We start from the raw sequence: 25403 nt of genomic DNA on the forward strand, positions 1-25403 counted from the left end.
TCACCTGGGGTTTCGCCGGTGACCGTAACGTCCCCGCCGTACAACTGCGCATAAATCTGGAGGACCTGTGGCGAACCCCGAGGCGGGACGGCTGCTGCCGCTGCTTTCCACCCCGCACAAAGGCGGCCGATCCGCGCTGACCTGTCAGTTCCGCTGCGGGAACGCGTGCGCGCACGACGTGGCCAACACGACAGGCAACGCCTATTTCGGCGACGTGGTGAAGGAGGCGCTGTCGCGCCGCGGCGTGCTGCGCGCGGGCGCGCTCGGCGCGCTGGCGGCGGGCGTGGGCGTGGCGGGCGCGGTGCCGGCCTTCGCCGACGAGCCCCTGGCCCAGCCTGAGGCCGCCGCCGCGCCGCTCGACGAGGGTTTCCACGGCCGCGGCGGGATCGCCTTCACCCCCGTGCCGCCCAACAAGGACGACGCGCTGCGCATCCCCGACGGCTACGCCTCCTCCGTGGTCGTGCGCTGGGGTGACCCGGTGCTGCCCGACGCGCCGGCCTTCGACTTCGACAACCAGACGGCCGACGCCCAGAACAAGCAGTTCGGCTACAACTGCGATTACGTGACGTTCTTCCCGATGGGCAACAACCGCGGCCTGCTCTGGGTGAACCACGAGTACACCGACGAGAACCTGATGTTCCGCGGGTACACCGGCGGCGCGGCCGCGACCGAGGAGCAGATCAGGATCGCGCTGGCCGCGCACGGCGGCTCCGTCGTGGAGATCGAGCGGGTGCGCGGCACCGGCGAGTGGAAGCTGACCACCAAGGGCCGCCGCCGCTACAACCGGCGCGTCACCGCCCAGACGCCGATGCGTTTCAGCGGCCCGGCCGCCGGTCACGCCCTGCTCAGGACGGCCGCCGACCCCAAGGGCCTGGCGCCGGTCGGCATGCTGAACAACTGCTCGGGCGGCTTCACCCCGTGGGGCACGGTCCTGACCGCCGAGGAGAACTTCGACCAGTACTTCGTCAACGGCGACAAGGTGCCCGAGGCGCAGCGGCCGTACATCTCCCGGTACACGATCACGACCGGCACCCCGGCGAGCAGCCGCCGGTTCGACCGGATCGAGGAGCGCTTCGACCTGGCCAAGCACCCGAACGAGGCCAACAGGTTCGGGTGGATCGTGGAGATCGACCCGTTCGACCCCGACTCGACGCCGATCAAGCGCACCGCGCTCGGCAGGTTCAAGCACGAGGCCGCCAACACCACCCTGGCCAGGGACGGCCGCCTGGTCGTCTACATGGGTGACGACTCGCGCTTCGAGTACATCTACAAGTTCGTCTCCAAGAACCGGTACATCCCTGGCTTCGACCGGCACAACCGCACGTTGCTGGACGAGGGCACCCTGTACGTCGCCAAGTTCACCGGCGACAGCCCGGCCGCCGAGATCGACGGGTCGGGCAGGCTGCCCGCCGACGGGCAGTTCGACGGCTCGGGCCAGTGGATCCCGCTGGTGTCGGGCGACAGGTCGTACGTGGACGGCATGACCGCCGCCGAGGTGCTGGTCTACACCCGTACCGCGGCGGACAAGGTCGGCGCGACCAAGATGGACCGTCCCGAGGACATGGAGCGCAACCCGGTCACCGGCGGCGTCTACGTGGCCCTGACCAACAACTCCAACCGCACCGCCGCCCAGGTGGACGAGGCCAACCCGCGCCCGTCCAACAAGCACGGCCACATCCTGGAGGTGACCGAGCGGCGCGACGACGCCGGCGAGACCACCTTCGCCTGGTCGCTCCCGCTCGTCTGCGGCGACCCGAACGACCCCACGACCTACTTCGCGGGCTTCGACAAGAGCAAGGTCTCGCCGATCTCGTGCCCGGACAACGTGACGTTCGACGCCGACGGCAACCTGTGGATCTCCACCGACGGCAACCAGCTCGGCAGCAACGACGGCCTGTTCGTCATGCCGGTACGCGGCTCCGACCGCGGCCACCTGCGGCAGTTCCTCACGGTCCCGCTCGGCGCGGAGACCTGCGGCCCGCTGGTCACCGCGGACCAGAAGAGCGTGTTCGTGGCCGTGCAGCACCCCGGTGAGATCGACGGCGCGACCCCGGACAGCCCGGCCAGCCGGTGGCCCGACGGCGACCAGCCGCGCCCGTCGGTGGCGGTGGTCTGGCACGGCAGGGGCAGGAAGATCGGCAGTTGACCTCAAGTTAACTTGAGGAAATAGTCTCCATGCCATGAGCATGGAAGTGACCGCCTGGCATCAGCTTTATTCGATGAACAACCGTCCTGAGCGTCGCCCGCTGAACCGGGCGACGCTCCGGCGTATCGGCGCGTTCGCCCGCCCGCACCGCCGCAGGATCACGCTGTTCCTGCTGCTCAGCGTGGTGCTGGCGGGCTTGGCCGTGGTGTCGCCGCTGCTCGCGGGGCGGGTGGTCGACGCGATCTTCAACAGTGAGCCGTTCGGCGTGGTGGCCTGGGTCGCGCTGCTGATCGCCGGCCTGGCCCTCGCCGAGGCCGGGCTCGGCCTGGTGAACCGCTGGCAGTCGGCCACCATCGGCGAAGGACTGATCCTCGACCTGCGTACGGCCGTCTTCGACCACGTGCAGCGGATGCCGGTCGCGTTCTTCATGCGGACACGTACCGGGGCGCTGGTGAGCCGGTTGAACAACGACGTGATCGGGGCGCAGCGGGCCTTCACCGACACCCTGTCCAGCGTGGCGGGCAACCTGGTGCAGCTCGTGCTGACGCTCACCGTGATGATCGGCATCTCGTGGCAGATCACGCTGCTCGCGCTGCTGCTCCTGCCGGTCTTCGTCCTGCCCGCGCGCCGGATGGGCGTCCGGATCGCGCGGCTGCGGCGCGAGGCCGCCGACCACAACGCCGCCATGGGCACCCAGATGACCGAGCGGTTCTCCGCGCCGGGCGCGACGCTGGTGAAGCTGTTCGGCCGGCCGGCCCGCGAGTCGGCCGAGTTCTCCGCGCGGGCGCGGCGGGTGCGCGACATCGGCGTGCGTTCGGCCATGAACCAGTCGGTGTTCGTCACGGCACTGACCCTGGTCTCGGCGCTCGCCCTGGCCCTGGTCTACGGCCTCGGCGGTTTCTACGCCCTGCGCGACCAGCTCGAACCCGGCGCGGTCGTGTCGCTGGCCCTCTTGCTGACCCGCCTGTACGCGCCCCTGACGGCCCTCGCCAGCGCCCGCGTGGACGTGATGAGCGCCCTGGTCAGCTTCGAGCGCGTCTTCGAGGTGCTCGACCTCAAGCCGCTCATCCAGGAGCGCCCTGACGCCCGCGAGGCGCCCGAGGGCCCGGTCGCGGTCGAGTTCGACGACGTGCGCTTCGCCTACCCCTCGGCCGACAAGGTGTCGCTGGCCTCGCTGGAGGAGGTCGCCACGCTGGACTCGCGGGGCGGCGAGGAGGTGCTGCACGGCGTCTCGTTCACGGCCCTGCCGGGCCAGATGGTGGCGCTGGTGGGCTCGTCGGGCGCGGGCAAGTCCACGATCGCCCAGCTCCTGCCCAGACTGTACGACGTCGACTCCGGCGCGGTCCGCCTCGGCGGCGTGGACGTACGGGACCTGAGCTTCGACGCGATCCGCGACACCCTCGGCATGGTCACCCAGGACGGCCACCTCTTCCACGACACGATCAGGGAGAACCTGCTGCTGGCCAGGCCGGAGGCGAGCGAGGAGGAGATCTGGGACGCCCTGACCAGGGCCAGGTTGCGGACGCTGGTCGAGTCGCTGGCCGACGGGCTCGACACGGTGGTCGGCGAGCGCGGCTACCGGCTGTCCGGCGGCGAGCGCCAGCGCCTGACGATCGCCCGGCTCCTGCTGGCCAGGCCGCGCGTGGTGATCCTGGACGAGGCCACCGCCGCGCTCGACTCCACCTCGGAGGCGGCCGTGCAGGCGGCGCTGGGGGAGGCGCTGGAGGGCAGGACCGCCGTGGTGATCGCGCACCGGCTGTCCACCGTACGGGCGGCCGACCAGATCCTGGTGATCGAGGACGGCCGCGTGGCCGAGCGGGGCACGCACGCCGAGTTGCTGGCCCTGGGCGGGCGCTACGAGGAGCTGTACCGCACTCAGTTCGACGAGCCCACGGTGGAGGCGGTGGAGGCGGTGGCCTGAGGGTCGTCCTGCTCGGGCAGGCTCCGGGCCGGGCGCAGGGCGTACAGGCTGAGCGGGATGGCCGCCAGCACGATCACCGCGGCGATCACCAGCGTGAACTGGTAGGCGTCGAGGAAGGCGACCAGCGGGGGCTGGTCGCTCCCGCTCTGGCTGGAGCTCAGGATCGCGCCGAGCACGGTGATGCCGAGCAGGCCGAACACCTCGCGCGAGACGTTCAGCACGCCTGAGGCCACGCCGGTCCGCTCCTTGGGCAGGCCGCCGAGGATCGCCGAGGTCAGCGGCACCAGCATGCCGCCGCCGAGGCCGTAGAGCAGGAACCAGGGCGCGACGTCGGCGTAGTCGCCGTCGGCCCCGACGCCGGAGATCAGGTAGATCGCCGCGCCCATGAGCGCCATGCCGAGCGCCACCGTCGGGCCGGTGCCGAGCCGCGCGGAGATCCGCTGCGACAGGATGGCGACGACCGCCATGACCAGGGCCATCGGTACGAACGCCAGGCCGGCCTGCGTGGGGGAGAAGCCGAGCACGTTCTGCAGCCACAGGGCGCTGAAGAAGTAGATGCCGAACACGCCGAACGACCAGATGCCCATGGTGAGCGCGCCGCCGCTGAACACGCGGGAGCGGAAGAGCGACAGGTCGATCATCGGGCTCTCGGCCCGCGTCTCGACCAGCGCGAAGGCAAGTGCGGCCGCCGCCGCGAGGCCGAACGCGGCCAGGATCTCGGCCGACGCCCATCCGGCGCGGTCGCCCTCGATGAGCGCGTACGTGAGGGAGACCAGCGCGAGCGCCGAGGTGGCCAGGCCGGGCAGGTCGAGCCGGTGCCGCAGGCGGGTGAACGCGGGCCGGACCGCCCAGAACGCCAGGCCGAAGGTGGCGATCCCGATCGGCACGTTGATCAGGTAGATCCAGCCCCAGTGCAGGTTCTCGCTGATGAAACCGCCGGTCGCCGGGCCGAGCGCCATGGACAACGCGCCGGACGCGCTCCAGATGCCCACGGCCCTGCCGCGCTCGCCGGGGTCGGGGAAGAGCTGGCTGATCAGGGTGAGTGACGTGGGCGTGAGCAGCGCGGCCCCCACGCCCTGGACGGCCCGCGCCGCGATCAGCATGCCGCCCGAGGTGGCCAGTCCGGCGGCCAGCGAGGCCACGGTGAAGACGGCGAGCCCGGCCAGGAACACCCGGCGGGCCCCGAACAGGTCCGCGAGCCGGCCGCCGACCAGCATGAGCCCGGCGAAGACCAGGATGTACGAGCTCACGATCCACTCCAGCCCGGAGATCGTCAGCCCGAGCTCCCGCTGGATCGTCGGCAGTGCGACATTGCCCACGTTGTTGTCGAGATAAGTCATGAAAGTGCCCAGTGTCACGGCACCCAGCGCCCACCATCGCATGCCACAGCCTCCTATACGCCGTACTTGTACGTCGTACAGTTCAACTTGTACGACGTATAGTTGTCAACCGTGATGGGAAAACTGACCGCGCAGGCCATCGCCGAGCGGGCTCTGGAGATCGGCGACGGCGAAGGGCTCGACGCCGTGACGATCCGGCGGCTCGCGACCGACCTGGGCGTGACGCCGATGGCCCTCTACTGGCACTTCAAGAACAAGGACCAGCTCCTGGTCGGCATGGCCGACCACCTGATCGGCGGCTTCGTGCCCGAGCCGGCCGACGAGCGGCCCTGGCAGGAGCAGTTGCGCGACCTGACCCAGGGCCTCATCAGGACCCTGCGCACCCATCCCTGCGCCAAGAACGTGATCGAGCAGATCGACCCCATCTCCGTCCCGAACTTCCTGGTCGTCTGGGACAAGGCGCTGGGCCTGACCCGTACGGCCGGGTTCGACGTCGAGGAGAGCTGCCTGATCACCAAGTACCTGCTCCAGAGCGCCCTGGCCATCGCCGACGCGCCCGTCCATCACCTGGCCGGCCATACCGGCGAGGAGATCGCGGAGATCGTCAGGGTCAAGCGGGTCGGTCTCCAGTCGTTGTCCGCCGAGAAGTACCCGTACCTGGTGGAGATGGCCTCGCCGCTGGTCGCGGGGGCCGACCCGGCCTTCTACGACTCCTTCGGCGTCGATCTCGTGCTGCGCGGCATCGAGGCGCTGGCCGCCTCCCGTTAAAGTCTGGATCATGCCCTTCGAGCTGGTATGTGAGATCGAACCTCCCACCAAGCCCGACCTCAAGCGCGTACGCCACCAGATCGGCACGCTCAGCCAGGTCGCCCATTCCTTCCTCATCCCCGACAACCACATCGGCCGGGCCACCGTGTCGAGCGTGGCCGTGGCGCACGAGGTCGAGGCGATGGGCGGGCGCAGCATCGCCTGTCTCAACTCGCGCGACCGCAACCTGCTCGGCTTCCACCGCGACCTGCTGACGGCGGCGGCCTACGGCGTCGGCCGGTTCCTGTTCGTCTACGGCGACAAGCCCGCGAGCGGCAACCGTACGGGCGATCTGACGGTCCGTACGATGATCGAGGAGGCCAGGGGCTTCTCGGCGGACTTCCGCGTCGGCGCGGCGGCCGGGCTGCGCCCGCTGCCCGCCTGGAAGCGCGCGGCCGACTTCCTGTTCTCGCAGGTCAGCTTCTCGGTCGAGGCGCAGGTGCGCTGGCGTGAGGCCAACCCGGTCGACGTGCCGGTCTACGCCGGCGTCATGGTGCTGGCCAGCGAGCGCCACGCCCGTACGCTGGCCGCCGCCATCCCCGACATCGCGCTGCCCGCCGACCTGGTCGAGCGGGTGGCCGCCGACCGCATGGCGGGGGTCGAGGCCGCCTGCGAGCAGGTGTTCGCGCTGCGCGACTCGGGCGCGTTCGACGGCGTGCACCTCATCCCGGTCACCCGCTACCGCGACGTGGAGTCGAGGCTCGCCGGAGCCCTCTGAGACCTCGCGAGCGCGGCCAGCACCGCGCCGGTCAGCGCCACGGCGAACAACACCGCGTACGCCCGCTGGAAGCCGTCCATGAGCTGCCCGACGGCGACCGGGGAGAGCGTGGACAGCGTGCCCGCGTACACCTGGGCGCGCAGCGCCGGGCCCACCGAGCTGGTCACGACGCTGAGCGACAGGCCCACGCTGATCACGATGCCGACGTTCATGATCATGACTCGGAAGCCGTTGACCACGCCCAGGCTGCCGCTCGGCAGCGCGGCCATGACCTGGGTGGTGTTGCCGGTCAGGAACGTCCCGCTGCCGCACCCGGCCACGAACAGGGCGATCCCGGTCACCCAGTACGGCGTCGCCGGATCGGCCGTCAGCATCAGCGTGCCCAGCCCGAGCGCGCTCATCACCGCGCCGCCGATCGACAACCCGTACGGCGAGACCCGGGGCCCGAGCAGGCCCGCGATCGGCGAGGCCAGGCCGATGCCCACCGGCACGGGCAGCACGCTCAGCCCGGCCGAGAACGCGTCCAGCCCGCGCGCCGCCTGGAAGTAGAGCGCGACCACCAGGATCAGCGCGGAACGGGCGAGCGCGTTGCAGAACGAGGCCAGGTTCGCGTAGGCCAGCAGCCGGCCGCCGAACAGCCGCAGGTCCAGCACCGGGTTCGGCGCCCGCCGCTCGGCCAGCATGATCAGCGGCACCAGCAGCACGAAGAGCGCCGCCCCGGCCAGGACGACCGGGCTGGTCAGCCCGCCGGACCCGGCCTCGTTGACGGCCAGCAACACGGCCGACAGCGCGGCGAACACCAGCACGTTGCCGAGCGCGTCCACCGGTTCCTTCGGGCGCTTCGGCATCTTCCGTAAGATCACCGCGCCCCAGCCGAGCGCGATCAGCCCGGCGGGCACGTTCACCCAGAAGATCCACTGCCAGCCGGCGGTCTCGGCGATCAGGCCGCCGAGCGTCGGACCGGCGAGCTGGGCCACCGACAGCGTGCCGATGTAGACGCCCATGCCCTGGCTGAGCCGTTCGGGCGGGAACGCGTCGGTGATGATCACGGTGCCGTTGGCCAGGATCATCGCCGAGCCGATCGCCTGCACGACGCGCATCCCGACCAGGAACCAGACGTTCGGCGACAACCCGGCCAGCAGCGAGGCCACGGTGAACAGGGCGAAGCCCGCCAGATACACCTCGCGCCTGCCGAGCAGGTCGGCGATCCGGCCGAAGAACACCAGGCTCGCCGTGTTGACCAGCAGGAACGCCAGCAGGATCCATCCCGACTGCGTCGCGTCGGCGTGGAAGTGCCGGACCACGGTCGGCAGGGCGACGTTGAGCGTGCTGCCCGCGATGCCGATGAGGACGAGGCCCAGGCTGGTGACCGAGCACACGCGCCAGGCGTACCGCATGGAGGTGCCGGTTTCGGGGGTGACCGCGACCATGACTCCCACTATGACGTACGTCGTACGTCCGTTTTGCGCCAAGGGTCACCTGGCTCGCTTGCGTAACCCTTCGACGTCGTGGATGACCACCCGCCGCCGCCCGGTCTCGATGAGCCCGCGGTCACGCAGGGTGCGCAGAGCCTTGCTGACCGCCTCGCGCGAGGAGCCGGTCCAGCCGGCCAGCTCGTCCTGGCTGAGCGGCAGGGCCACGCGCACGCCGGTGGTGGTCTGCTCGCCGTACCGGTCGGCCAGTTCGAGTAGCCGGGTCGCCACCCGGCCGGTCGTGTCGAACGCGCCGTACTCGACGCGCTTGCGGTCCGCGTCGCGCAGCCGGCCGACGACGAGCTGCATGAGCAGGACGGCGATGCGGCCGTGCGCGGCCAGGAAACTGCTGAAGTCGCGGACCACGAAACCCTGGACGGGCTCCAGCGCGGTCACCGTGGCCGAACGCGGCGAGCCGTCCACGGCCGACATGTCGCCCAGCAGCGCCCCGGGGCCGCGTACCGCGAGGACGACCTCGGTGCCGCTGCTCGTGTGCGAGGACACCTTGACCCTGCCGTGCGTCAGCACGAGCACCCAGTCGGCCGTGTCGCCCTCGGTGATCACCGTCGTGCCGCGGTCCCAGCGCCGCGGGCGTCCGGCGGCTCGCAGCGCCTCGATCTCCTCGGCGGTGAGCATGGAAAGGAACTCGCCGGGCTCAGGATCCATGCGCCGATTATGTACGTACGGGCACGGCCCTTCTATGGCATTCCGGCCTTCTACGGCATCCCGGTCAGAACGTACGCGGCCACGGGCTCTTCCTTGCCCTTCAGGCTGAGCCGTCCAAGGGCGTTCACCGAGGCCCCGCCGCCCAGTTGCCTGAGCGTCGTCTCGCCGATCACCACGGTCCCCGGCTCGGCCAGCGCCTGGAGCCTGGCGGCCACGTTCACGCAGTCGCCCATCGCGTTGAAGCCGCGCAACTCGGGGCTGCCGATGTTGCCGACCAGGGCCGGGCCGGTGTTGACGCCCACCCGGAAGGTCGGCCACTCCACGTCGTCCACGCGCTTCCAGGCCATCTCCTCGGCCACCTCGGCGGCGGCCCGCTGCATCTCCAGCGCGGCCCGGCAGGCCGCCCTGGCGTGGCCCGCCTGCGTGGCCGGCGCGTTGAACAGGGCCAGCATCGCGTCCCCGACGAACTGCACGATCGTGCCGCCGTTGTTCAGCACGCAGGGGACCGCGGCCGTGTGGTAGCGGTTCAGCATCTCGACGATCTCGCCGGGCGTGACCTTCTCGGAGAACGAGGTGAAGCCCTTGAGGTCGGCGAAGAGCGCGGTCAGCTCCTTCAGCTCGCCGCCCAGTTCGGCCCGCGCGGGGTCGGCGAGCAGGGCGTTGGCCACGTCGGGCGACATGTACTGCCGGAAGAGCGTGTCCAGCTCCTGGTAGAGGCGGGCGTTCTCCAGCGAGATGGACAACTGGCCGGCGAGGGTGGCGGCCAGCGCCTCGTCGTGGCCGGTGCGGCCCACCGGAACCTCCAGCACGCCGGCCAGATGGCCTCTGACGGTGAGCGGGTAGGCGAGCAGGTGGTCGCGGCGGATCGGCGTGCCGCCGTCGAACTCGTACGCGCGGGAGCCGATCTGGGTCCTGCCCTCCGACACCAGCGCGATCTTGACGTCCCCGTACGCCTGCCGTACCCGGTCGAGCGCCGTGGCGAGCAGTTCGCCCTCCGGCAGGCCCACCCGCGTCTGCGCGCTCACCGCCACCAGGGCGGCCAGCCGTTCCGACAGCTCCCGCTCGTGGGCCAGCGCCTCGCCGGCCCGGTCGAGCACGGCGACCTGGCTCTCGTTCAGCCGGAACTTGCCCGACAGCCGGGTCGCGGCCAGCGGCTCGCCCCTTCGTACGTGCTCGACCAGCTCCTCCAGCGCCTGGTCGTAGTCCTGCTGGATACGCGCGACGGTCGCCGCCAGCGTCACCGAGTCGAACAGCCCGGCGCTCGACCCCTCCCGCCTGAACTGCAGGTAGGCGCTGTAGGCCACGAACACGAAGGCGAGGGTGAGCAGCACGTGCCACTCCCACCACGACAGGTGCCAGTTGAGCTGCGACATCCCGGCGATCATCGCCTCGGCCAGCAGCGCGTACGCGGTGATCAGGCTGACCAGCATGGCCGAGGGGCGGCGGCGGTGGAGCAGGAACATCATCACGCCGGCCGCGCCGTACAGCAGGACGCCGGGGATCGAGGCCGGGCCCAGCCAGCCCACCGGCGCGACCGGCGGCGGCTCGCTGAGCGCGGTCAGCTCGGGCACCAGCGAGACCAGCCCCCACAGCAGCATGAAGCCGAGCAACATCGCCCGGACGAAGTGCTGGGAGTCCAGGACGCCCTTGGCGGCCCGCTCGCCCAGCGGCAGGGCCGAGGCGAACGCGAACACCGAGGCGATCGTGAGACCCACCTGCTGCCCCAGGTCGAACCCCAGCGAGCCGGTCGGCAGGATGATCCCCGGCGTGGCCAGGCCGTGCAGGAGGAAGAAGCCCGCGCTGCTCAGGAACACCATCGACACCAGGAACAGGCGGGCGTCCCGACGGCGGCGGGCGGCCTCGGTGATCATCGCGCCGAGCGCCACGTTGATCCCGGCCACCGTGAGGATCATCCAGAAGTGGCTCGCGTTGTGCTGCCAGACGACGTTGAGGTGCTGCTGCCCGAGCAGCAACCAGAGCCCCAGCAGGGGGAGGGCGAGGTGGATGCCCCAGACCACGCCTCGGACAGGCTGCGTGGCCGGCGGCAGGTAGGGGCTGGACACAGACCGATTATGCACGCGGGACCGCCGCCGCCAATGCGTCCTTTTACCCACTGCTCCCACGACAGCCGGTCAATCTGGTCAGTAACCCTCCGCTTCGTGACAAATACGTTATGTAGTTCTTGCCAACCTTTGGAACGGTTGAAACGTGATCCTCATGCACAACATGAGCATCACTTGTCCCTGGAAGGAAAGCCGTGGGTATCAAGGTTCGCGGTGGGCGCACGCTCACCCTCGCCACTGTCGGAGCGCTCGCCGCCTCGCTCCTCGCTGTCGGTGGCGTGGCCACCGCCTCGTCGGCTGCGAGCGAGGTGTACGCCTGCGTGCACAAGAAGACGCGCTACGTCCGCATCGTCAACCCGACCACGCCGTGCCGCAAGACCGAAGAGCGCGTGGTGATCGGCGGCAGCACGACGCAGCTGAACGGTGGCACGTCCGGCCCCAAGGGTGACACGGGCGCTCCCGGCAAGCCCGGCGCTCAGGGCCCGCAGGGCCCCAAGGGCGACACCGGCGCGGTGGGCCCCCAGGGCAAGCAGGGCTTCCCCGGCAAGAACGGCCAGGACGGCAAGAACGGCCTCCCGGGCAAGGACGGCGAGCGCGGCCCGCAGGGCCCCCAGGGCCCGAAGGGCGACGACGGCAAGGACGGCCTCCCCGGCAAGAACGGCCAGGACGGTCAGGACGGCAAGCAGGGCCTCCCCGGCAAGGACGGCAAGGACGGCCTCCCGGGCAAGGACGGCAAGGACGGCAAGAACGGCCTTCCGGGCAAGGACGGCAAGGACGGCGAGCGCGGCCCGGCGGGCCCCCAGGGCCCGCAGGGCCCCAAGGGTGAGCCCGGCAAGGACGGCGGCGGCGCCGCCTACGCCACCTACACCAACGACGCCTCCATCACCGGGCTCGGCTCGGTGACCGCCACCTGCGACAAGGGCGGCTCGCCCACCGGCGGCGGCTTCTCCTTCGGCACCCTGAAGAACGCCGTCGTCATGGGCAGCTACCCCGGCGCCTCCGGCTGGACGGTCACCGTGGCCAAGGACGACAACGGCGGCGGCAACAACCTCACCGCCGAGACCCAGACCCACGGTGGCGGCAACAACGGCACCAGCGTCTCCGGCAAGGTCTACGTCGTCTGCATCAAGAAGGTCTGACGACGCTGAAAGGGCCGGTGCGGGGCGACCCCGCACCGGCCCTTCTCGTTGAGCCTCAGCCGAACAGCGTTGAGCCTCAGCCGAACAGTGCGGGCAGCGTCGCCGCGTGCGTCTCGCGGATCTCCTCGACCGGCACCTCGAACACGTCCTCGACCACCAGCGACTCCCCGCCGGTGACCCCGAGCCCGTAGCAGGGCACCTCGTGGCGCCCGCACAGCGCCGCGAACTCCTCGAACGCCTCAGGCCGCACCACGACCAGCGCCCGCCCCGCCGACTCGCTGAACAGGTCGGTGAACGCGTCGCCGCTCAGCGCGACCGTGGCCCCGATCCCGCGCGCGAGGCACGACTCGGCCAGCGCCACGGCGAGCCCGCCGTCGGACAGGTCGTGCGAGCCCTCCAGCAGCCCCTGGGCCGCCGCCTCCACCAGCACGGTCGCCAGCGCCTGCTCGGCCTCCAGGTCCGCGTGCGGCGGCAGGCCGCCCAGGTGGCGGTGCGCCACGTGCGCCCACTCCGAGCCGCCGAACTCCGCGCCGGTGTCGCCGAGCAGCACCACCCGCAGCCCCTCGGCGGTGAACCCGGACGGCACCCGCTTGGCCACGTCGTCGATGACGCCGAGCACGCCCACGACCGGCGTGGGGTGGATGGCCGTCGAGCCCGTCTGGTTGTAGAAGGAGACGTTCCCGCCGGTCACCGGCACGCCGAGGGTGCGGCAGGCGTCGGCGAGACCGCGTACGGCCTCGGCGAACTGCCACATGACCTCGGGGTCCTCGGGCGAGCCGAAGTTGAGGCAGTTGGTGACGGCGAGCGGCTTGGCGCCGGTCACGGCCACGTTCCGGTACGCCTCGGCCAGCGCCAGCTGCGCCCCCGCGTACGGGTCGAGCTTGGCGTAACGGCCGTTGCCGTCGGTGGACAGCGCGATGCCCCTGGTCGTCGGCTCGGCCCCGGCCATGACCTCGGAGATGCGCACCATCCCGGCGTCGGCCGGCTGGGCCAGCACGGTGTTGGCACGGACGTACCGGTCGTACTGGGAGGTCACCCACTCCTTGGAGGCCAGGTTGGGCGAGGCGAGGAGCTGCAGCAGGGTGGCCCGCAGGTCGTCGGGGCGCGCCAGCCGGTCGGGGGTGTCGGCGTTGAGCGCGGCCTGACCGGACGGCTCGTGGTAGGGACGCTCGTAGACCGGGCCCTCGTCGGCGGCGGTGCCCGGCGGGATGTCCACGATGACCTCGCCGTCCCACGTCATGACGAGGCGGCCGGTGTCGGTGACCTCGCCGATGACGGTGGCCGGAACATCCCACTTGGCGCAGATCGCCATGAACGCCGGGATGTCGTCCGGCCGCACGACGGCCATCATCCGCTCCTGGGACTCGCTCATCAGGATCTCCTCAGGCCGGAGCGAGGAGTCGCGGAGCGGGACCAGGTTGAGGTCGACCTTCATGCCGCCGGTGCCCTTGGCGGCCAGCTCGGTGGTGGCGCAGGAGACGCCGGCCGCGCCGAGGTCCTGGATGCCGACGACGACGTCGGCCGCGTAGAGCTCCAGGCAGCACTCGATGAGCAGCTTCTCCATGAACGGGTCGCCCACCTGCACGGCGGGCCGCTTGGCCTGCGACTCGTCCTCGAACGTCGCCGAGGCCAGCACGGACGCTCCGCCGATGCCGTCGGGGCCCGTGGACGCGCCGAACAACACGACCTGGTTGCCCGGCCCCGGCGCGGTGGCCAGCTTGATCTGGTCCTTGCGCAGCAGGCCGACGCAGAGCGCGTTGACCAGCGGGTTGCCGATGTAGCAGGGGTCGAAGACGACCTCGCCGCCGATGTTGGGCAGGCCCAGGCAGTTGCCGTAGTGGCTGATGCCCTCGACCACGCCGGGCAGCACCCGCCGCGTGTCGACGGCGTCGGCGCCGCCGAAGCGCAGCGCGTCCATGACGGCGATCGGGCGGGCGCCCATCGACATGATGTCGCGTACGATCCCGCCGACGCCGGTGGCCGCGCCCTGGTGCGGCTCGACGTAGGACGGGTGGTTGTGCGACTCGATCTTGAACGTGGCCGCCCAGCCGTCGCCGATGTCGACGACGCCCGCGTTCTCGCCCATGCCCACGAGCAGCGCCTCGGACTTGGGCGCCTTGGTGGCGAACTGCCTCAGATGCACCTTGGACGACTTGTACGAGCAGTGCTCGGACCACATGACGCTGTAGATGGCCAGCTCGGAGCCGGTGGGACGGCGGCCCAGGATCTCTTTGACCCGGTCGTACTCGTCCTGCTTCATCCCCAGCTCGGCGAAGGGCATCGGCTCGTCGGGGGTGTCGGCGGCCCGCTTGACGCTGTCGGTGCTCATGCGTTCACCAGATTCTTCAAAATGGACGTGAAGAAGCCGAGCCCGTCGGTGCTCGGCGCGCCGACCAGCTGCTCGACGGCGTGCTCGGGGTGCGGCATGAGGCCGACCACGTTGCCCGCCTCGTTACGGATGCCGGCGATGTCGTTGAGCGAGCCGTTGGGGTTGCCGCCGGCGTAGCGCACGACGACGTGGCCGCCGGACTCCAGCGCCGCCAGCGTGTCCTCGGACGCGACGTAGCGGCCCTCGCCGTGCTTGACCGGCAACACGATCTCCTGGCCCCGCTCGAAGGAGTTGGTCCAGGCGGTGGCGGGCTGCTCGATCGTGACCCGCTGGTCGCGGCAGACGTAGTGGAGCGAGGCGTTGCGGGTGAGCGCGCCGGGCAGCAGGTGGGCCTCGCAGAGGATCTGGAAGCCGTTGCAGGTGCCGATGACCGGCAGACCGGCCTTGGCGGCCGGGATGAGCTCGTCCATCAGCGGGGCGAACCTGGAGATGGCGCCGCAACGCAGATAGTCGCCGTAGGAGAAGCCGCCGGGCAGGAACACGGCGTCGACTCCCTTCAGGTCGTGGTCGGCGTGCCACAGCGGGACCGCCTGCGCGCCCACGAGGCGCACGGCTCTGGCGGCGTCCTGGTCGTCGAGAGTTCCTGGAAACGTGACTACGCCCACACGGGCAGCGCTCATGACAGTCGTCCCCTCCGAGGAATGCGCACGCGCGTGCCACCGTCTCTTTGGGGGCGGACGGCGGTCTACGGCGGTGTAGTCAGATTATCGGGTGCGCGGCTGTGTTCCGGGCAGCGGGTCAGACCGCGGCCAGCTCGCGGTGACGGGCACCCTCGGCCTCGTCGTCCCAGGCGAGCATCTTGCGCAGGTGGACCGTCGTGCCACGGCCGGGTGTCGTGCCGAAGGAGATCTCGTCCACCACGGAGCGCATGATCAGCAGGCCGCGGCCGTTCTCGGTGTCGGGCGGAGGGAAGTGCAGCGGCATCGAAGGAAGACCGTCGCCGCTGTCGGCCACGCGCACGTCGCAGCGACCGTAGCCGATGGCCGCCGACACCTCGTAACGGTTGGCGGGACCGCCGTGCCGCACCGCGTTGGAGCACGCCTCGGAGACGGCGAGCAGCATGTCGGCGATGCACGTCTCGCTCACGTTGAGTGAACGCATCGCGTCGCCCAGCACTCGCCTGACCATCGGAATGCCGATAGCATCCCGAGGCAGCGCCAACGAGAACTCAATATCCACCGGACTCCTCCGGGCTCCGGAATGTCACCTGGAGTAGGTTTCCCTGTGAAATCGGGGCTAACCGCAAAATCACGTTGTTGTTATTTAGTGTTGGCACGCCCGTGGCATTGTGGCATGGCCGAACGCGACTTTAACCCACCAGGGGTAAAACCAGGCATCAAATGTGCCTTCTACCCCTCAACCCGGACGCTGTAGTCCTCGATCACAGTGTTGGCCAGGAGTGTCTCGGCCATCTTGCGCACCTCTTCGAGCGCCGCCTCGTCGGCCGGGCCCTCCAGTTCGATCTCGAACCGCTTGCCCTGACGGACAGCCGAGACGCCGGAGAAGCCGAGCCTGGGCAGCGCCCTGGCGATGGCCTGGCCCTGCGGGTCGAGGATCTCGGGCTTCAGCATGACGTCTACGATGACGCGCGCCACTGCGTTCCTCCTGGGTGGAGTGGGTGCTTGGGAAAGCAAGCCTACCGGCGTGTGTGGCAGTCAGGACAACGGGAACGGGGAGGACATGGGGCTTGCGCGGAGGGTTGTGATGTCTGCCACGATGTCCCCAAACGCGTATGAACCACCATCACATGGTTCACACGCACACACGGCTGGCCTCAGGTGGCGACCCCATCGACACCGGCCCCGATCGCACAGGAGCGGCACGTGACAGTCGACGCCTCTCGTGGTGCCGAAGCACCCCCTGAGCTCGTGCAGTTGCTCACGCCCGAAGGAGAACGGGTCGAGCATCCCGACTACGACATAGACCTGACGCCCGACGAGGTCCGCTCGCTCTACCGCGACCTGGTTCTCGTCCGGCGCATCGACCTGGAGGCCGTGGCCCTGCAGCGCCAGGGCGAACTGGGCATCTGGGCCTCGCTGCTGGGCCAGGAGGCCGCCCAGATCGGCTCCGGCCGGGCCCTCACCGACTCCGACATGGCCTTCCCGACCTACCGCGAGCACGGCGTCGCCTGGTGTCGCGACGTCGACCCGGTGAAGCTGCTCGGCCTGTTCAGGGGCGTCAACCACGGCGGCTGGGACCCCGAGGAGCACAACTTCCACCTTTACACGATCGTGATCGGCAGCCAGACCCTGCACGCGGTCGGCTACGCCATGGGCATCCAGCGCGACGACGCGACGGCCGCCACGATCGCCTACTTCGGCGATGGCGCCACCTCCCAGGGCGACGTGAACGAGGCGTTCATCTGGGCCAGCGTGTTCAACGCGCCGATCGTCTTCTTCTGCCAGAACAACCAGTGGGCCATCTCCGAGCCGCTGGAGAAGCAGAGCCGCATCCCCCTCTACCGCCGGGCCTCGGGCTTCGGCTTCCCGGGGATCAGGGTCGACGGCAACGACGTGTTCGCCTGCCTGGCGGTGACCAAGAAGGCGCTCGAAGCCGCTCGTACGGGCCAGGGGCCGACGCTGATCGAGGCGTTCACGTACCGGATGGGCGCCCACACCACGACCGACGACCCGACCCGCTACCGGGTGGCCAGCGAGCTGGAGGCGTGGAAGCTCAAGGACCCGATCGAGCGGGTCAAGTCGTACCTGTTCCGCAACGAGCTGGCCGACCAGGCCTTCTTCGACTCCGTGACCGCCGAGGCCGACCAGCTCGGCGCCGACCTGCGCAGGCGGTGCCTGGCGATGCCCGACCCCGAGCCGCTCGATATCTTCGACCACGTCTACCGCGAGCCCCACGCGCTCATCGACGGGGAGCGGGCGCAGTTCGCCGCCTACTTGGAGGGCTTTGAGAAATGACGGTTTTGAGCCTGTCCAAGGCGCTCAACGAAGGCATGCGCCGAGCCATGGAGGACGACCCCAAGGTCCTCATCATGGGCGAGGACGTCGGCAAGCTCGGCGGCGTGTTCCGTGTCACCGACGGCCTGCAGAAGGACTTCGGCGAGGACCGTGTCATCGACACGCCGCTCGCCGAGTCCGGCATCATCGGCACCGCGATCGGCCTCGCGCTGCGCGGCTACCGGCCGGTGTGCGAGATCCAGTTCGACGGGTTCGTCTTCCCGGCGGCCGACCAGATCATCACCCAGCTCGCCAAGATGCCGATGCGCTCGCTCGGCGCGATCAAGCTGCCCGTCGTCGTACGCATCCCGTGCGGCGGCGGCATCGGCGCGGTCGAGCACCACAGCGAGTCGCCGGAGGCGTACTTCACGCACACGGCAGGCCTGCGCGTGGTGGCCTGCTCCAACCCGGCCGACGCCTACACCATGATCCAGCAGGCCATCCGCAGCGACGACCCGGTCATCTTCTTCGAGCCCAAGCGGCGCTACTGGGAGAAGGACGACATCGACACGGCCTCGACCGACTGGTGGATGCCGTTCGACAAGGCCAGGGTCGTACGGCCCGGGTCCGACGTCACGCTGCTGGCCTACGGGCCCATGGTCAAGACCTGCCTGGAGGCCGCCACGGCCGCCGAGGACGACGGGCGCTCGCTGGAGGTGATCGACCTGCGTTCGCTCAACCCGCTGGACGAGCCGCTGGTCATGGAGTCCGTACGCAGGACCGGCCGGGCGATCGTGGTCCACGAGGCGCCCGTCTACAGCGGCTTCGGCGCCGAACTGGCGGCCAGGATCACCGAGCGGTGCTTCTACCACCTGGAGTCGCCGGTGTTGCGGGTCGGCGGATTCTCCACCCCCTACCCGCCGTCGAAGCTCGAAGAGCACTACCTGCCCGACCTGGACCGGGTGCTCGACGCCGTCGACCGCGCCTTCGGGTTCTGAAAGGGGGACGTGTTTCCATGCGACGCGAGTTCAAGCTTCCCGACGTCGGGGAGGGCCTGACCGAGGCCGAGATCGTCCGCTGGCACGTCCGGCCGGGCGACGAGGTCAAGGTCAACCAGATCGTGGTAGAGATCGAGACGGCCAAGTCCATCGTCGAGCTGCCGATCCCGTGGGACGGCGTGGTCGCGGGGGTGTTGGTCGAGGAGGGCGTCACGGTCGACGTCGGCACGCCGATCGTCTCCGTGGACACGGGCGGCGAGGCGGGCGGCGCCGACGAGGGTCTTCAGGCGCTGGCCGACGACATGGTCCCCAAGCCGCCGGCGGAGGGTGCCGTGGAGCCGGGCGCGCACGGCAGCCCGGCGCCCAAGGAGGAGCGGCAGGCGGTCCTGGTCGGCTACGGCGTCAAGACCGGCGCCTCCAAGCGCCGCCCCCGCAAGCAGCAGCCGCCCTCCATCGCGGCCGCCCCTGTCGCCAACCCCTCCCGCGTGGAGGTGACCGGCCGGCAGCCCGCGGTGTCCCCGCCGCAGCCCGCCCCGGCACCGGTCGTCAGGGCCGCGGAGACAGCCCCCACCGCGCCCACCCCCACCGCGCCAGCCCCCGCCGGGGCTGCCGGGCGGGTGGCCGTGCTGGCCAAGCCGCCGGTACGCAAGCTGGCCAAGGACCTCGGCGTCGACCTCACGACCCTCACCGGCACCGGCCCGCAGGGTTCCATCACCCGCGACGACGTGCACGCCGCCGCCGAGGGCACCCAGGCGGCGCCCGCGCCGCAGGCCCAGCCGCAGCAACAGCGGCGGGAGGAACGCGTCCCGGTCAAGGGCGTGCGCAAGATGACCGCGCAGGCGATGGTGGCCAGCGCCTTCACGGCCCCCCACGTCACCGAGTTCCTCCAGGTGGACGTCACGGAGACCATGGAGGCGGTCCGGCGCCTGCGCATCCTGCCCGACTTCGCCGAGGTCAAGGTCTCCCCGCTGCTCCTGGTCTGCAAGGCCGTGCTGACAGCGGTCAGGCGCTACCCGATGATCAACTCCGCCTGGGACGAGGCCGCCCAGGAGATCGTGGTCAAGCACTACGTGAACCTGGGCATCGCCGCCGCCACCCCGCGCGGTCTGGTGGTGCCGAACATCAAGGACGCCCAGGCCCTCCCGCTCCCCGAGCTGGCCGGGCAGCTGGGCGCCTTGGCGGAGACGGCCAGGGCGGGCCGTACCCAGCCGGCCGAGATGGCGGGCGGCACGATCACGATCACCAACGTGGGCGTGTTCGGCATCGACGCCGGCACCCCGATCCTCAACCCGGGCGAGTCGGCCATCCTGGCCTTCGGCCAGGTCAGGGACATGCCGTGGGTGGTCGACGGCGAGCTGGCCGTACGCAAGGTGACCACCCTCGCGCTGAGCTTCGACCACCGGATCGTCGACGGCGAGCTGGGTTCGATGTTCCTGCGCGACGTCGGCGCCATGCTGGAGGACCCGCTCCGCATGCTGGCCTGGGGCTAGATCCAGACGGTGACCGCCGGGAGGACCCCTCTCCCGGCGATCACCGCAGGCTCGGCCGGGACGCCTTCTTGTCCCGCGCGCGGGGCCCGTACGACTCCAGCCACACGGGCGCGCCCACGACATGAGAGACCGCGGCGGGCCAGTCTGATACACCGTCCTCGTAGATCGGCGAGGCCCGCAGCAGCCGCGCCGTACGGTCCGGCTCGGCGAACGTGACGGGCCGGTCGTAACGCACGCACATGCGGGAGACGTCCGCGTCCAGGTGGGTGAGGGCCAGGCCGTCCACGCCGCCCGCCGCCTCGGCCGCGTACCGGTGGGCGACCGCGTCGAAGTGCCCGAGCCGGAACGCGCCCTGCCACGGCCCGGTCGTGTTGTGCGGCTCGGGCAGCTCCAGGGCGGGATCCTCGGTCACCAGGGGGCCGGGGCCGTGCCGGGTGGTGTAGGTCCGCAACACCCCGAGTCGTGCCGCCCCGGCGCCGTCCAGCAGCTCCAGCGCGTTGGCGAAGGTCGTCGTGCTCCACGTCGTGTACGGGTCGAACCCCCACCGCTCGTCCAGCAGCACCCCCTGAGCCCCCTCGAACACGACCGGCCCCCTCCTGACCAGCCCGTTCGTGTACGACGAGTCCACCAGCCGTACCCGCTCGGCGAACGCCCGGTAGACGGCCACGCAGTCCGCCACCGGCGGCCCGCCGACCCCCAGCGCCTCCCGCAGCACGGTCAGCTTGCGCGTCAGCTCGCGCGGCGCGTCCCCGGCCCGCGGCGCGAGCTCGCCGTGCTCCAGCCGGTACGCCATCGTCTCCCCGACGCCCATCCCGCACGACCCGTGCCGCGCCGCGCCGCGCGCCAGCTCCCGCCTCCGCCCGGCCTCCACGTGGTACGGCGTCGCCAGCAGGCAGTCGCGGTCCACCGTGAGCAGCCCGAAGGGGTCGGGCACGCCGAGCCGCGCCAGATGTTCCGCCTCGGCCGACAACGCCAGCGGATCAACCACCACGAACCTCGACAGATGCGTACGAACCCCTCGGAACGTCCCCGCCCCGAACTGCGCGAACGTGTGGTGCCGCCCGTCGTCCAGGACGACGTTGTGCCCGGCCTGCGCACCCCCGTTGAAGCGGACCACCGCGTGGACGGGCAGCGTGGCGCACGCCCAGTCCACGACGGTGCCCTTGCCGGCGTCGCCGTACCCGAGGTCGACGACGACGAGGTGCTCGTTCACGGCCGCAGCCCGTCCAGCGGGTCGCCGGTGACCACCGTGCCGCGGTCGAGCCTGGCCAGTGCCCGCGACACCGACGCCCCGGCCGTCGAGCCCAGCTCGGCCAGGTCCTCCAGACCCTCGTCGAGGCCGATCGCGTCCTCGCCGAGCCCGACGGTCAGCGCGATCGTCTCGCACACGGCGTCGAGGTCGTCCAGCTCCAGCACGTTCTGGCCGAGCAGGTCGCGCCAGGAGTCCAGCACCTCGGGGTCTCCGGCGTAGCTGGCCCCCTGGGGGAGGATGAAGTAGACGTCGTACTTGCGGGTCAGCTCGGCCATGATGTCGGCCACCCCGATCGGCGCGGCCAGGCGGTCGCCGACGAGGTCCTTGACCTGGCTCCTGGACACCCGCGGGTAGGGCATCTCGTCGCCGATGACGAACAGGTAGCCGCGCCTGCCGCGCTTCTCGTGGCAGTCGATCGAGGTGTGCCTGGCCATGAAGTACAGGGCCAGCTCGTAGGACTCGCGCTTCTGGCCGCCGCCCCCGCCCTCCAGCAGGATCAGGCCGAGCTGGTCGTCCATGCGGTTGTCGGACTCGAACTGGCCGACCTGGAGCGGCGCCCGGTCGCAGGTGGCGTCGCCGATCGCGCCGAACATGATCTGCGGGTCGGTGGCGTACCCCTTGCGCAGCAGCAGCCCGAGCAGGTCGGGCAGGCGGGTCTGCAGCGCGCGGGGGACCGACCGCATCGAGCCGGTCACGTCGAAGAGCACGGCGACGGCCAGCGAGTCGGGGTGCTCGGCCGAGTCGCGGCTCTCCCGCGTCACGCCGAAGGGGTCGAGGTCGGGGTGGACCCGCCGGGCGCCGCCGTCGTTGTAGGCGAAGGCGCTGGCGCCGGTGGCCGCGCGGTAGCGCGCGGCGGAGTCGTAGACGTTCGTGGACCAGATTCCGCTGCCCATGGCAGCCTCCCTCAAAGGTGGAGCGGACGGTACGTGCGGGGCCCGTACAGGTCGTCGAGCAGCTCGTCGAGCTCACGCAGCAACTCCCACGCGCCCGACGGCGGGCGCAGCAGGCAGCCGCGGACGAAGGCGCGCATCCGGCGCGGGCACGCGCCCATCAGGTGATCGACGCACCCGGTCAGGCCGGCGATGTCGGCGCGCTCGTCGAGCCGGTCGCCGTGGCACCAGTCGACGAGCACGAGCCCGTGGTCAAGGGGATGGACGAGGACGTGGCGGGGGAGCACGGCGCCGTGCGCGACGCCGGCCCGGTGGGCGAGCCCGGCGGCCACGAGCAGGCGCCGCCAGATCCAGGCCACGTCCCGGGGATCGAGGCCGGTGCCGACGTGTTCGAGGGTGACGAACCCGGCGGGCGCCCGGCTGATCACGTTCGCCTGCCGGACCACGCCGCCGCCGCGGTAGCGGAAGCTCGCGACGAGGCGGGGGACGTACGGCAGGAAGCGCGGATCGCCCTCGGCCGCGATCCGGCGCAGCGCGGCGGCCTCGCGGACCAGCAGCCGGCCGGCGGCCGGATCGCGGGCCACCTTGAGCAGCGAGTCCCGTTCGGCGCCGCGCCCGGCCGGGTAGAGCACGGCCGTGCCGCCCTTGTGCAGCGGCGGCCCGACCAGGAAGTCGCCGACCCGCTGCCCCCGGCGGTAGGTCTCCCAGAGCGCGACCAGCCGCTTGAACGCCTCCTCCCCGCCCGGCGCGAGATCGGGGTGCAGGGCCCTGGCCAGCCGCCGGTAGACGCGGGCGGGTGAGTCGCCCGCGAAGAGCTCCTGGGCCGACCGCGCCCCGTCGACGATCGCCGCCGCCCGCGCCGGGTTCACCGCACCTCCTCCTCCCGCGAGGGCCGCAGCAGCGCGGGGTGGAGCAGCCGGGCGTCGCCCGCGCGGTAGAGCTTGGCGCGCGGGCCGCCCCTGGGGCCGCCGGTCTCGGTGGTCTGGCCGGTGCTCTCGACGAACCCCGGGACGGACAGGATCTTCCGGTGGAAGTTGCCCGCGTGCAGCGGGGTGCCCCACACGGTCTCGTAGATCAGCCGCAGGTCGGAGACGGTGAACTCGGCGCCGGCGAAGGCCGTGGCCAGCGGCGTGTACTCCAGCTTCGACCGGGCCCGCTCGACGCCGTCGGCCAGGATGCGGGCGTGGTCGAAGGCCAGCGGCGGCACGTCGTCGACCGGGTGCCACACGGCCGCCGCGGCGTCCGTACCGGCCTGGGGGTCGGGCAGGTCGGGGGCGAAGGCGAGGTAGGAGATCGACACCACCCGCATCCGCGGGTCGCGCCCGGGGCCGCCGTAGCTGGCGAGCTGCTCGATGTGCGCCGGCCTCGTGGCCACGCCGGTCTCCTCGGCCAGCTCGCGCACCGCCGCCTCGGCCAGGTCCTCGTCCGGCCTGATGAAGCCGCCGGGCAGCGCCCAACGGCCCGCGTACGGCTCCACGCCCCGCTCGACGATCAGGACGTGCAGCCGCCGGTCGCGTACGGTCAGCGCCACCACGTCCACGGTGACCGCGACCGGCGCGTAGAGCCGTGGGTTGTAACCGGCCAGGAACTCTTCCATCCCGCAGTCCTTCTCAATCCGAGTAAATCTCTATCTGAGAATAACTCGGAAGACGCGGGGATGTCGATAGGGTTGCCGCATGATTCGTCACATCGTGTTGTTCACCTGGGCCGACGACGCCACCGACGAGCAGAAGGCCACGGTCGCGGCCGAGCTGGGCAAGCTGCCGGGAGTGATCCCGGAGCTAAGGGCGTACACGGTGGGGCCCGACGCGGGCATCAACGAAGGCAACCACGAGTTCGCCGTGGTCGCCGACTTCGACAGCGTGGACGACTACCTCGTCTACCGCGACCACCCGCGCCACCAAGCCGTGATCGCCGAGCACATCAAGCCCATCGTGGCGGCCCGCGCCGCCGTGCAGCTCAGCCTCTAGATCTCCGGCGGGTTGTTCTCGCGGTGCATCAGCCGGTCCTCGGAGGTGCGCCCCCGCCGGGGCGCGAGCACGATGCTGAGCACGATGCCGACGCCTCCGACGATCATGAAGATGATGCCGACGATGTCCATGTGCACGCTCTGGCCGAACACGTCCGGTTCGATGGCGAACCGCAGGATGGCGCCGAGCGTGAGGAAGAAGATGCTGACCCCGACACCCATGACGACCTCCAGGCAAAGACGAAGTACGCCCACGGTCATACCCGGGTATCGGTGATCACACCCTCACGGCGTCAGGCGAGACAGGACAATGGCCGCCCGCCGTTGTAGGCGATCATGTCCTGGATCGCCGCGGACACGTCGATCGGCGCGCCGGGCGGGCGTCCGTCCAGCTCGGCGTAGGCCCGGTGCAGGTTGCCCACGACGCGTTCGCGGTCGAGCAGCCCGCCCCATTCGCCGAGGTCGGTCTCCAGCGCCGCCTCCAGCGGCGTCAGCCCCGCCGCCCGGCCGCGCCGGGCGGTCTCCTGCACGAACCGCAGGTAGCCCTCGACGTGGTCGTAGACCTCCGGGCCGCACACCTCGCCGTGCCCGGGGACGATCGTCTGCGCGCCCAGCCCCCGCAACGTGTCCAGCGCCGCGATCGCCCCGGCCACCGACCCCATCAGCACGAACGGCGTGCCGCCGTTGAACACCAGGTCGCCCGGGAACAACACCCGCCGCTCCGGGATCCAGACGATCGAGTCGTTGGTCGTGTGCGCGGCCGGCCCGACGTGCCGCACCTCGCAGCGCAGCTCGTCGGAGTAGAGGGTGACCCCCTCCGTGTACGTCAGGAACGGCGGCGCGACCTCCGTCGTCCCCCACACCACCTCCGCCGACCACGCCCCCCGGTACGACGGGACGCCCTCGGCCAGGATCTGGGCGCGTACGCCCTCGTGCCCGACGATCGTGGCCTCCGGGAACAGCCAGTTGCCGAAGGTGTGGTCGCCGTGGTGATGGGTGTTGACCAGCGTGGTGATCGGCCGGCCACTGACCTTGCCGACCGTCTCCCGCAGGTCACGGGTACGGCGCTCGGTCGAGCAGGCGTCCACGCAGATCACGCCGCGCCGGCCGGCCAGGAACCCGGTGTTGTTGATCCACCAGCTCCCGTCGGGCTGGACGTAGGCGTAGACGCCCTCGGAGACCTCTTCGACGCGCGGCGGGGGCAGGGGGTGGTCATGAGGTGAGGAGCTCATGCCGGGAACCTAACAGG

The 25403-nt window shown here is 71.0% G+C and carries 23 protein-coding genes; 9 read left to right on the forward strand and 14 right to left on the reverse strand.

Going from position 1 to position 25403, the window contains the following annotated elements:
• The first annotated feature begins 67 nt into the window (after positions 1–67).
• Both IEZ27_RS46730 and IEZ27_RS46735 read left to right on the forward strand, forming a co-directional pair.
• Positions 68–2146 (forward strand): PhoX family protein, encoded by a 2079-nt coding sequence (locus tag IEZ27_RS46730; protein ID WP_189653139.1) that lies wholly within the window; start codon positions 68–70, stop codon positions 2144–2146.
• Between the two features lie 34 nt (positions 2147–2180).
• Positions 2181–4067, forward strand: a complete 1887-nt coding sequence (locus tag IEZ27_RS46735; protein WP_189653140.1) for an ABC transporter ATP-binding protein — start codon at positions 2181–2183, stop codon at positions 4065–4067.
• Here the strand turns inward: IEZ27_RS46735 and IEZ27_RS46740 are convergent.
• Positions 4022–5449, reverse strand: a complete 1428-nt coding sequence (locus tag IEZ27_RS46740) for an MFS transporter (RefSeq protein ID WP_189653141.1) — start codon at positions 5447–5449, stop codon at positions 4022–4024. The genes IEZ27_RS46735 and IEZ27_RS46740 overlap by 46 nt on opposite strands.
• Positions 5450–5521: 72 nt before the next feature.
• On the opposite strand from IEZ27_RS46740, the gene IEZ27_RS46745 reads away from it, so the two are divergent.
• Together IEZ27_RS46745 and IEZ27_RS46750 are read left to right on the forward strand one after the other, a co-directional pair.
• Positions 5522–6175 (forward strand): TetR/AcrR family transcriptional regulator, encoded by a 654-nt coding sequence (locus tag IEZ27_RS46745; protein ID WP_229824981.1) that lies wholly within the window; start codon positions 5522–5524, stop codon positions 6173–6175.
• A gap of 10 nt (positions 6176–6185) precedes the next feature.
• The gene (locus IEZ27_RS46750; protein ID WP_125645682.1) at positions 6186–6932 is read left to right on the forward strand and encodes a methylenetetrahydrofolate reductase; all 747 of its coding nucleotides are present in this window, start codon (positions 6186–6188) and stop codon (positions 6930–6932) included.
• On the opposite strand, the gene IEZ27_RS46755 is transcribed toward IEZ27_RS46750, so the two are convergent.
• The 3 genes from IEZ27_RS46755 to IEZ27_RS46765 are packed head-to-tail and all read right to left on the reverse strand — an operon-like array spanning position 6893 to position 11133.
• Entirely contained in the window at positions 6893–8362 is a 1470-nt protein-coding gene (locus tag IEZ27_RS46755) for an MFS transporter (protein ID WP_189653143.1), read from the reverse strand. The two genes, IEZ27_RS46750 and IEZ27_RS46755, sit on opposite strands and share 40 nt — an antisense overlap.
• 45 nt (positions 8363–8407) lie before the next feature.
• The gene (locus tag IEZ27_RS46760) at positions 8408–9070 is read right to left on the reverse strand and encodes a Crp/Fnr family transcriptional regulator (protein ID WP_189653144.1); all 663 of its coding nucleotides are present in this window, start codon (positions 9068–9070) and stop codon (positions 8408–8410) included.
• Between the two features lie 50 nt (positions 9071–9120).
• The gene (locus IEZ27_RS46765) at positions 9121–11133 is read right to left on the reverse strand and encodes an adenylate/guanylate cyclase domain-containing protein (protein WP_229824977.1); all 2013 of its coding nucleotides are present in this window, start codon (positions 11131–11133) and stop codon (positions 9121–9123) included.
• A gap of 194 nt (positions 11134–11327) precedes the next feature.
• Between IEZ27_RS46765 and IEZ27_RS46770 the strand changes: the two genes are divergently transcribed.
• A complete protein-coding gene (locus IEZ27_RS46770) occupies positions 11328–12272 on the forward strand; it encodes a collagen-like domain-containing protein (protein ID WP_229824978.1) in 945 nt (314 codons plus the stop codon).
• A 76-nt stretch (positions 12273–12348) separates the two neighbouring features.
• Here the strand turns inward: IEZ27_RS46770 and purL are convergent, their stop codons facing one another.
• From purL to purS, 4 genes are all read right to left on the reverse strand, one after another.
• Entirely contained in the window at positions 12349–14601 is a 2253-nt protein-coding gene (purL, locus tag IEZ27_RS46775; RefSeq protein ID WP_189653145.1) for a phosphoribosylformylglycinamidine synthase subunit PurL, read from the reverse strand.
• Positions 14598–15281: a phosphoribosylformylglycinamidine synthase subunit PurQ gene (gene purQ / locus IEZ27_RS46780; protein ID WP_125645692.1), complete on the reverse strand. Its 684-nt coding sequence runs from the start codon at positions 15279–15281 to the stop codon at positions 14598–14600. The genes purL and purQ overlap by 4 nt, the downstream gene beginning before the upstream one ends.
• Before the next feature lie 118 nt (positions 15282–15399).
• Positions 15400–15789 (reverse strand): ATP-binding protein, encoded by a 390-nt coding sequence (locus IEZ27_RS46785; RefSeq protein WP_125645694.1) that lies wholly within the window; start codon positions 15787–15789, stop codon positions 15400–15402.
• A 221-nt stretch (positions 15790–16010) separates the two neighbouring features.
• Positions 16011–16256 carry a phosphoribosylformylglycinamidine synthase subunit PurS gene (gene purS, locus IEZ27_RS46790; protein WP_125645696.1) on the reverse strand — a complete coding sequence of 82 codons (246 nt, stop codon included), beginning with the start codon at positions 16254–16256 and terminating at the stop codon, positions 16011–16013.
• A 228-nt stretch (positions 16257–16484) separates the two neighbouring features.
• Here purS and pdhA point away from each other — a divergent pair, with 228 nt between their 5' ends.
• The 3 genes from pdhA to IEZ27_RS46805 are packed head-to-tail and all read left to right on the forward strand — an operon-like array spanning position 16485 to position 20043.
• Positions 16485–17576 carry a pyruvate dehydrogenase (acetyl-transferring) E1 component subunit alpha gene (gene pdhA, locus IEZ27_RS46795; protein WP_189653146.1) on the forward strand — a complete coding sequence of 364 codons (1092 nt, stop codon included), beginning with the start codon at positions 16485–16487 and terminating at the stop codon, positions 17574–17576.
• On the forward strand, positions 17573–18553 hold the full coding sequence (locus tag IEZ27_RS46800; RefSeq protein WP_189653147.1) for an alpha-ketoacid dehydrogenase subunit beta: 981 nt from the start codon (positions 17573–17575) through the stop codon (positions 18551–18553). Before pdhA ends, IEZ27_RS46800 begins: the two co-directional genes overlap by 4 nt.
• 17 nt (positions 18554–18570) lie before the next feature.
• Complete coding sequence (locus IEZ27_RS46805) at positions 18571–20043, forward strand: dihydrolipoamide acetyltransferase family protein (protein ID WP_189653148.1); 1473 nt, start codon at positions 18571–18573, stop codon at positions 20041–20043.
• Positions 20044–20083: 40 nt separating this feature from the next.
• Here the strand turns inward: IEZ27_RS46805 and IEZ27_RS46810 are convergent, their stop codons facing one another.
• The 4 genes from IEZ27_RS46810 to IEZ27_RS46825 are packed head-to-tail and all read right to left on the reverse strand — an operon-like array spanning position 20084 to position 23782.
• Entirely contained in the window at positions 20084–21256 is a 1173-nt protein-coding gene (locus IEZ27_RS46810; RefSeq protein WP_189653149.1) for an adenylosuccinate synthetase, read from the reverse strand.
• Entirely contained in the window at positions 21253–22188 is a 936-nt protein-coding gene (locus IEZ27_RS46815) for a hypothetical protein (RefSeq protein ID WP_189653150.1), read from the reverse strand. Before IEZ27_RS46815 ends, IEZ27_RS46810 begins: the two co-directional genes overlap by 4 nt.
• An 11-nt stretch (positions 22189–22199) precedes the next feature.
• Positions 22200–23054 (reverse strand): molecular chaperone DnaJ, encoded by an 855-nt coding sequence (locus IEZ27_RS46820; protein WP_189653151.1) that lies wholly within the window; start codon positions 23052–23054, stop codon positions 22200–22202.
• Positions 23051–23782 carry an NUDIX hydrolase gene (locus tag IEZ27_RS46825; RefSeq protein WP_189653152.1) on the reverse strand — a complete coding sequence of 244 codons (732 nt, stop codon included), beginning with the start codon at positions 23780–23782 and terminating at the stop codon, positions 23051–23053. The genes IEZ27_RS46820 and IEZ27_RS46825 overlap by 4 nt, the downstream gene beginning before the upstream one ends.
• 79 nt (positions 23783–23861) lie before the next feature.
• Here IEZ27_RS46825 and IEZ27_RS46830 point away from each other — a divergent pair, with 79 nt between their 5' ends.
• A complete protein-coding gene (locus IEZ27_RS46830; protein ID WP_189653153.1) occupies positions 23862–24155 on the forward strand; it encodes a Dabb family protein in 294 nt (97 codons plus the stop codon).
• Here the strand turns inward: IEZ27_RS46830 and IEZ27_RS46835 are convergent.
• Positions 24152–24376 carry a DUF6458 family protein gene (locus tag IEZ27_RS46835; RefSeq protein ID WP_125645714.1) on the reverse strand — a complete coding sequence of 75 codons (225 nt, stop codon included), beginning with the start codon at positions 24374–24376 and terminating at the stop codon, positions 24152–24154. The genes IEZ27_RS46830 and IEZ27_RS46835 overlap by 4 nt on opposite strands.
• Positions 24377–24447: 71 nt before the next feature.
• Complete coding sequence (locus tag IEZ27_RS46840; RefSeq protein WP_189653154.1) at positions 24448–25386, reverse strand: MBL fold metallo-hydrolase; 939 nt, start codon at positions 25384–25386, stop codon at positions 24448–24450.
• Positions 25387–25403 lie beyond the last annotated feature (17 nt).

The sequence above is a fragment of the Nonomuraea spiralis genome (assembly GCF_014648435.1).
GTDB classification, from domain to species: Bacteria; Actinomycetota; Actinomycetes; order Streptosporangiales; family Streptosporangiaceae; genus Nonomuraea; species Nonomuraea spiralis.

Bases quoted from the DNA above. Each gene is read 5' to 3' on its own strand.
- IEZ27_RS46735 (WP_189653140.1), top strand. From the start codon at position 2,181: ATGAGCATGGAAGTGACCGCCTGGCATCAGCTTTATTCGATGAACAAC.
- IEZ27_RS46740 (WP_189653141.1), bottom strand. From the start codon at position 5,449: ATGCGATGGTGGGCGCTGGGTGCCGTGACACTGGGCACTTTCATGACT.
- IEZ27_RS46745 (WP_229824981.1), top strand. From the start codon at position 5,522: ATGGGAAAACTGACCGCGCAGGCCATCGCCGAGCGGGCTCTGGAGATC.
- IEZ27_RS46750 (WP_125645682.1), top strand. From the start codon at position 6,186: ATGCCCTTCGAGCTGGTATGTGAGATCGAACCTCCCACCAAGCCCGAC.
- IEZ27_RS46755 (WP_189653143.1), bottom strand. From the start codon at position 8,362: ATGGTCGCGGTCACCCCCGAAACCGGCACCTCCATGCGGTACGCCTGG.
- IEZ27_RS46760 (WP_189653144.1), bottom strand. From the start codon at position 9,070: ATGGATCCTGAGCCCGGCGAGTTCCTTTCCATGCTCACCGCCGAGGAG.
- purL (WP_189653145.1), bottom strand. From the start codon at position 14,601: ATGAGCACCGACAGCGTCAAGCGGGCCGCCGACACCCCCGACGAGCCG.
- purQ (WP_125645692.1), bottom strand. From the start codon at position 15,281: ATGAGCGCTGCCCGTGTGGGCGTAGTCACGTTTCCAGGAACTCTCGAC.
- IEZ27_RS46785 (WP_125645694.1), bottom strand. From the start codon at position 15,789: ATGGTCAGGCGAGTGCTGGGCGACGCGATGCGTTCACTCAACGTGAGC.
- IEZ27_RS46800 (WP_189653147.1), top strand. From the start codon at position 17,573: ATGACGGTTTTGAGCCTGTCCAAGGCGCTCAACGAAGGCATGCGCCGA.
- IEZ27_RS46805 (WP_189653148.1), top strand. From the start codon at position 18,571: ATGCGACGCGAGTTCAAGCTTCCCGACGTCGGGGAGGGCCTGACCGAG.
- IEZ27_RS46815 (WP_189653150.1), bottom strand. From the start codon at position 22,188: ATGGGCAGCGGAATCTGGTCCACGAACGTCTACGACTCCGCCGCGCGC.
- IEZ27_RS46825 (WP_189653152.1), bottom strand. From the start codon at position 23,782: ATGGAAGAGTTCCTGGCCGGTTACAACCCACGGCTCTACGCGCCGGTC.
- IEZ27_RS46830 (WP_189653153.1), top strand. From the start codon at position 23,862: ATGATTCGTCACATCGTGTTGTTCACCTGGGCCGACGACGCCACCGAC.
- IEZ27_RS46835 (WP_125645714.1), bottom strand. From the start codon at position 24,376: ATGGGTGTCGGGGTCAGCATCTTCTTCCTCACGCTCGGCGCCATCCTG.
- IEZ27_RS46840 (WP_189653154.1), bottom strand. From the start codon at position 25,386: ATGAGCTCCTCACCTCATGACCACCCCCTGCCCCCGCCGCGCGTCGAA.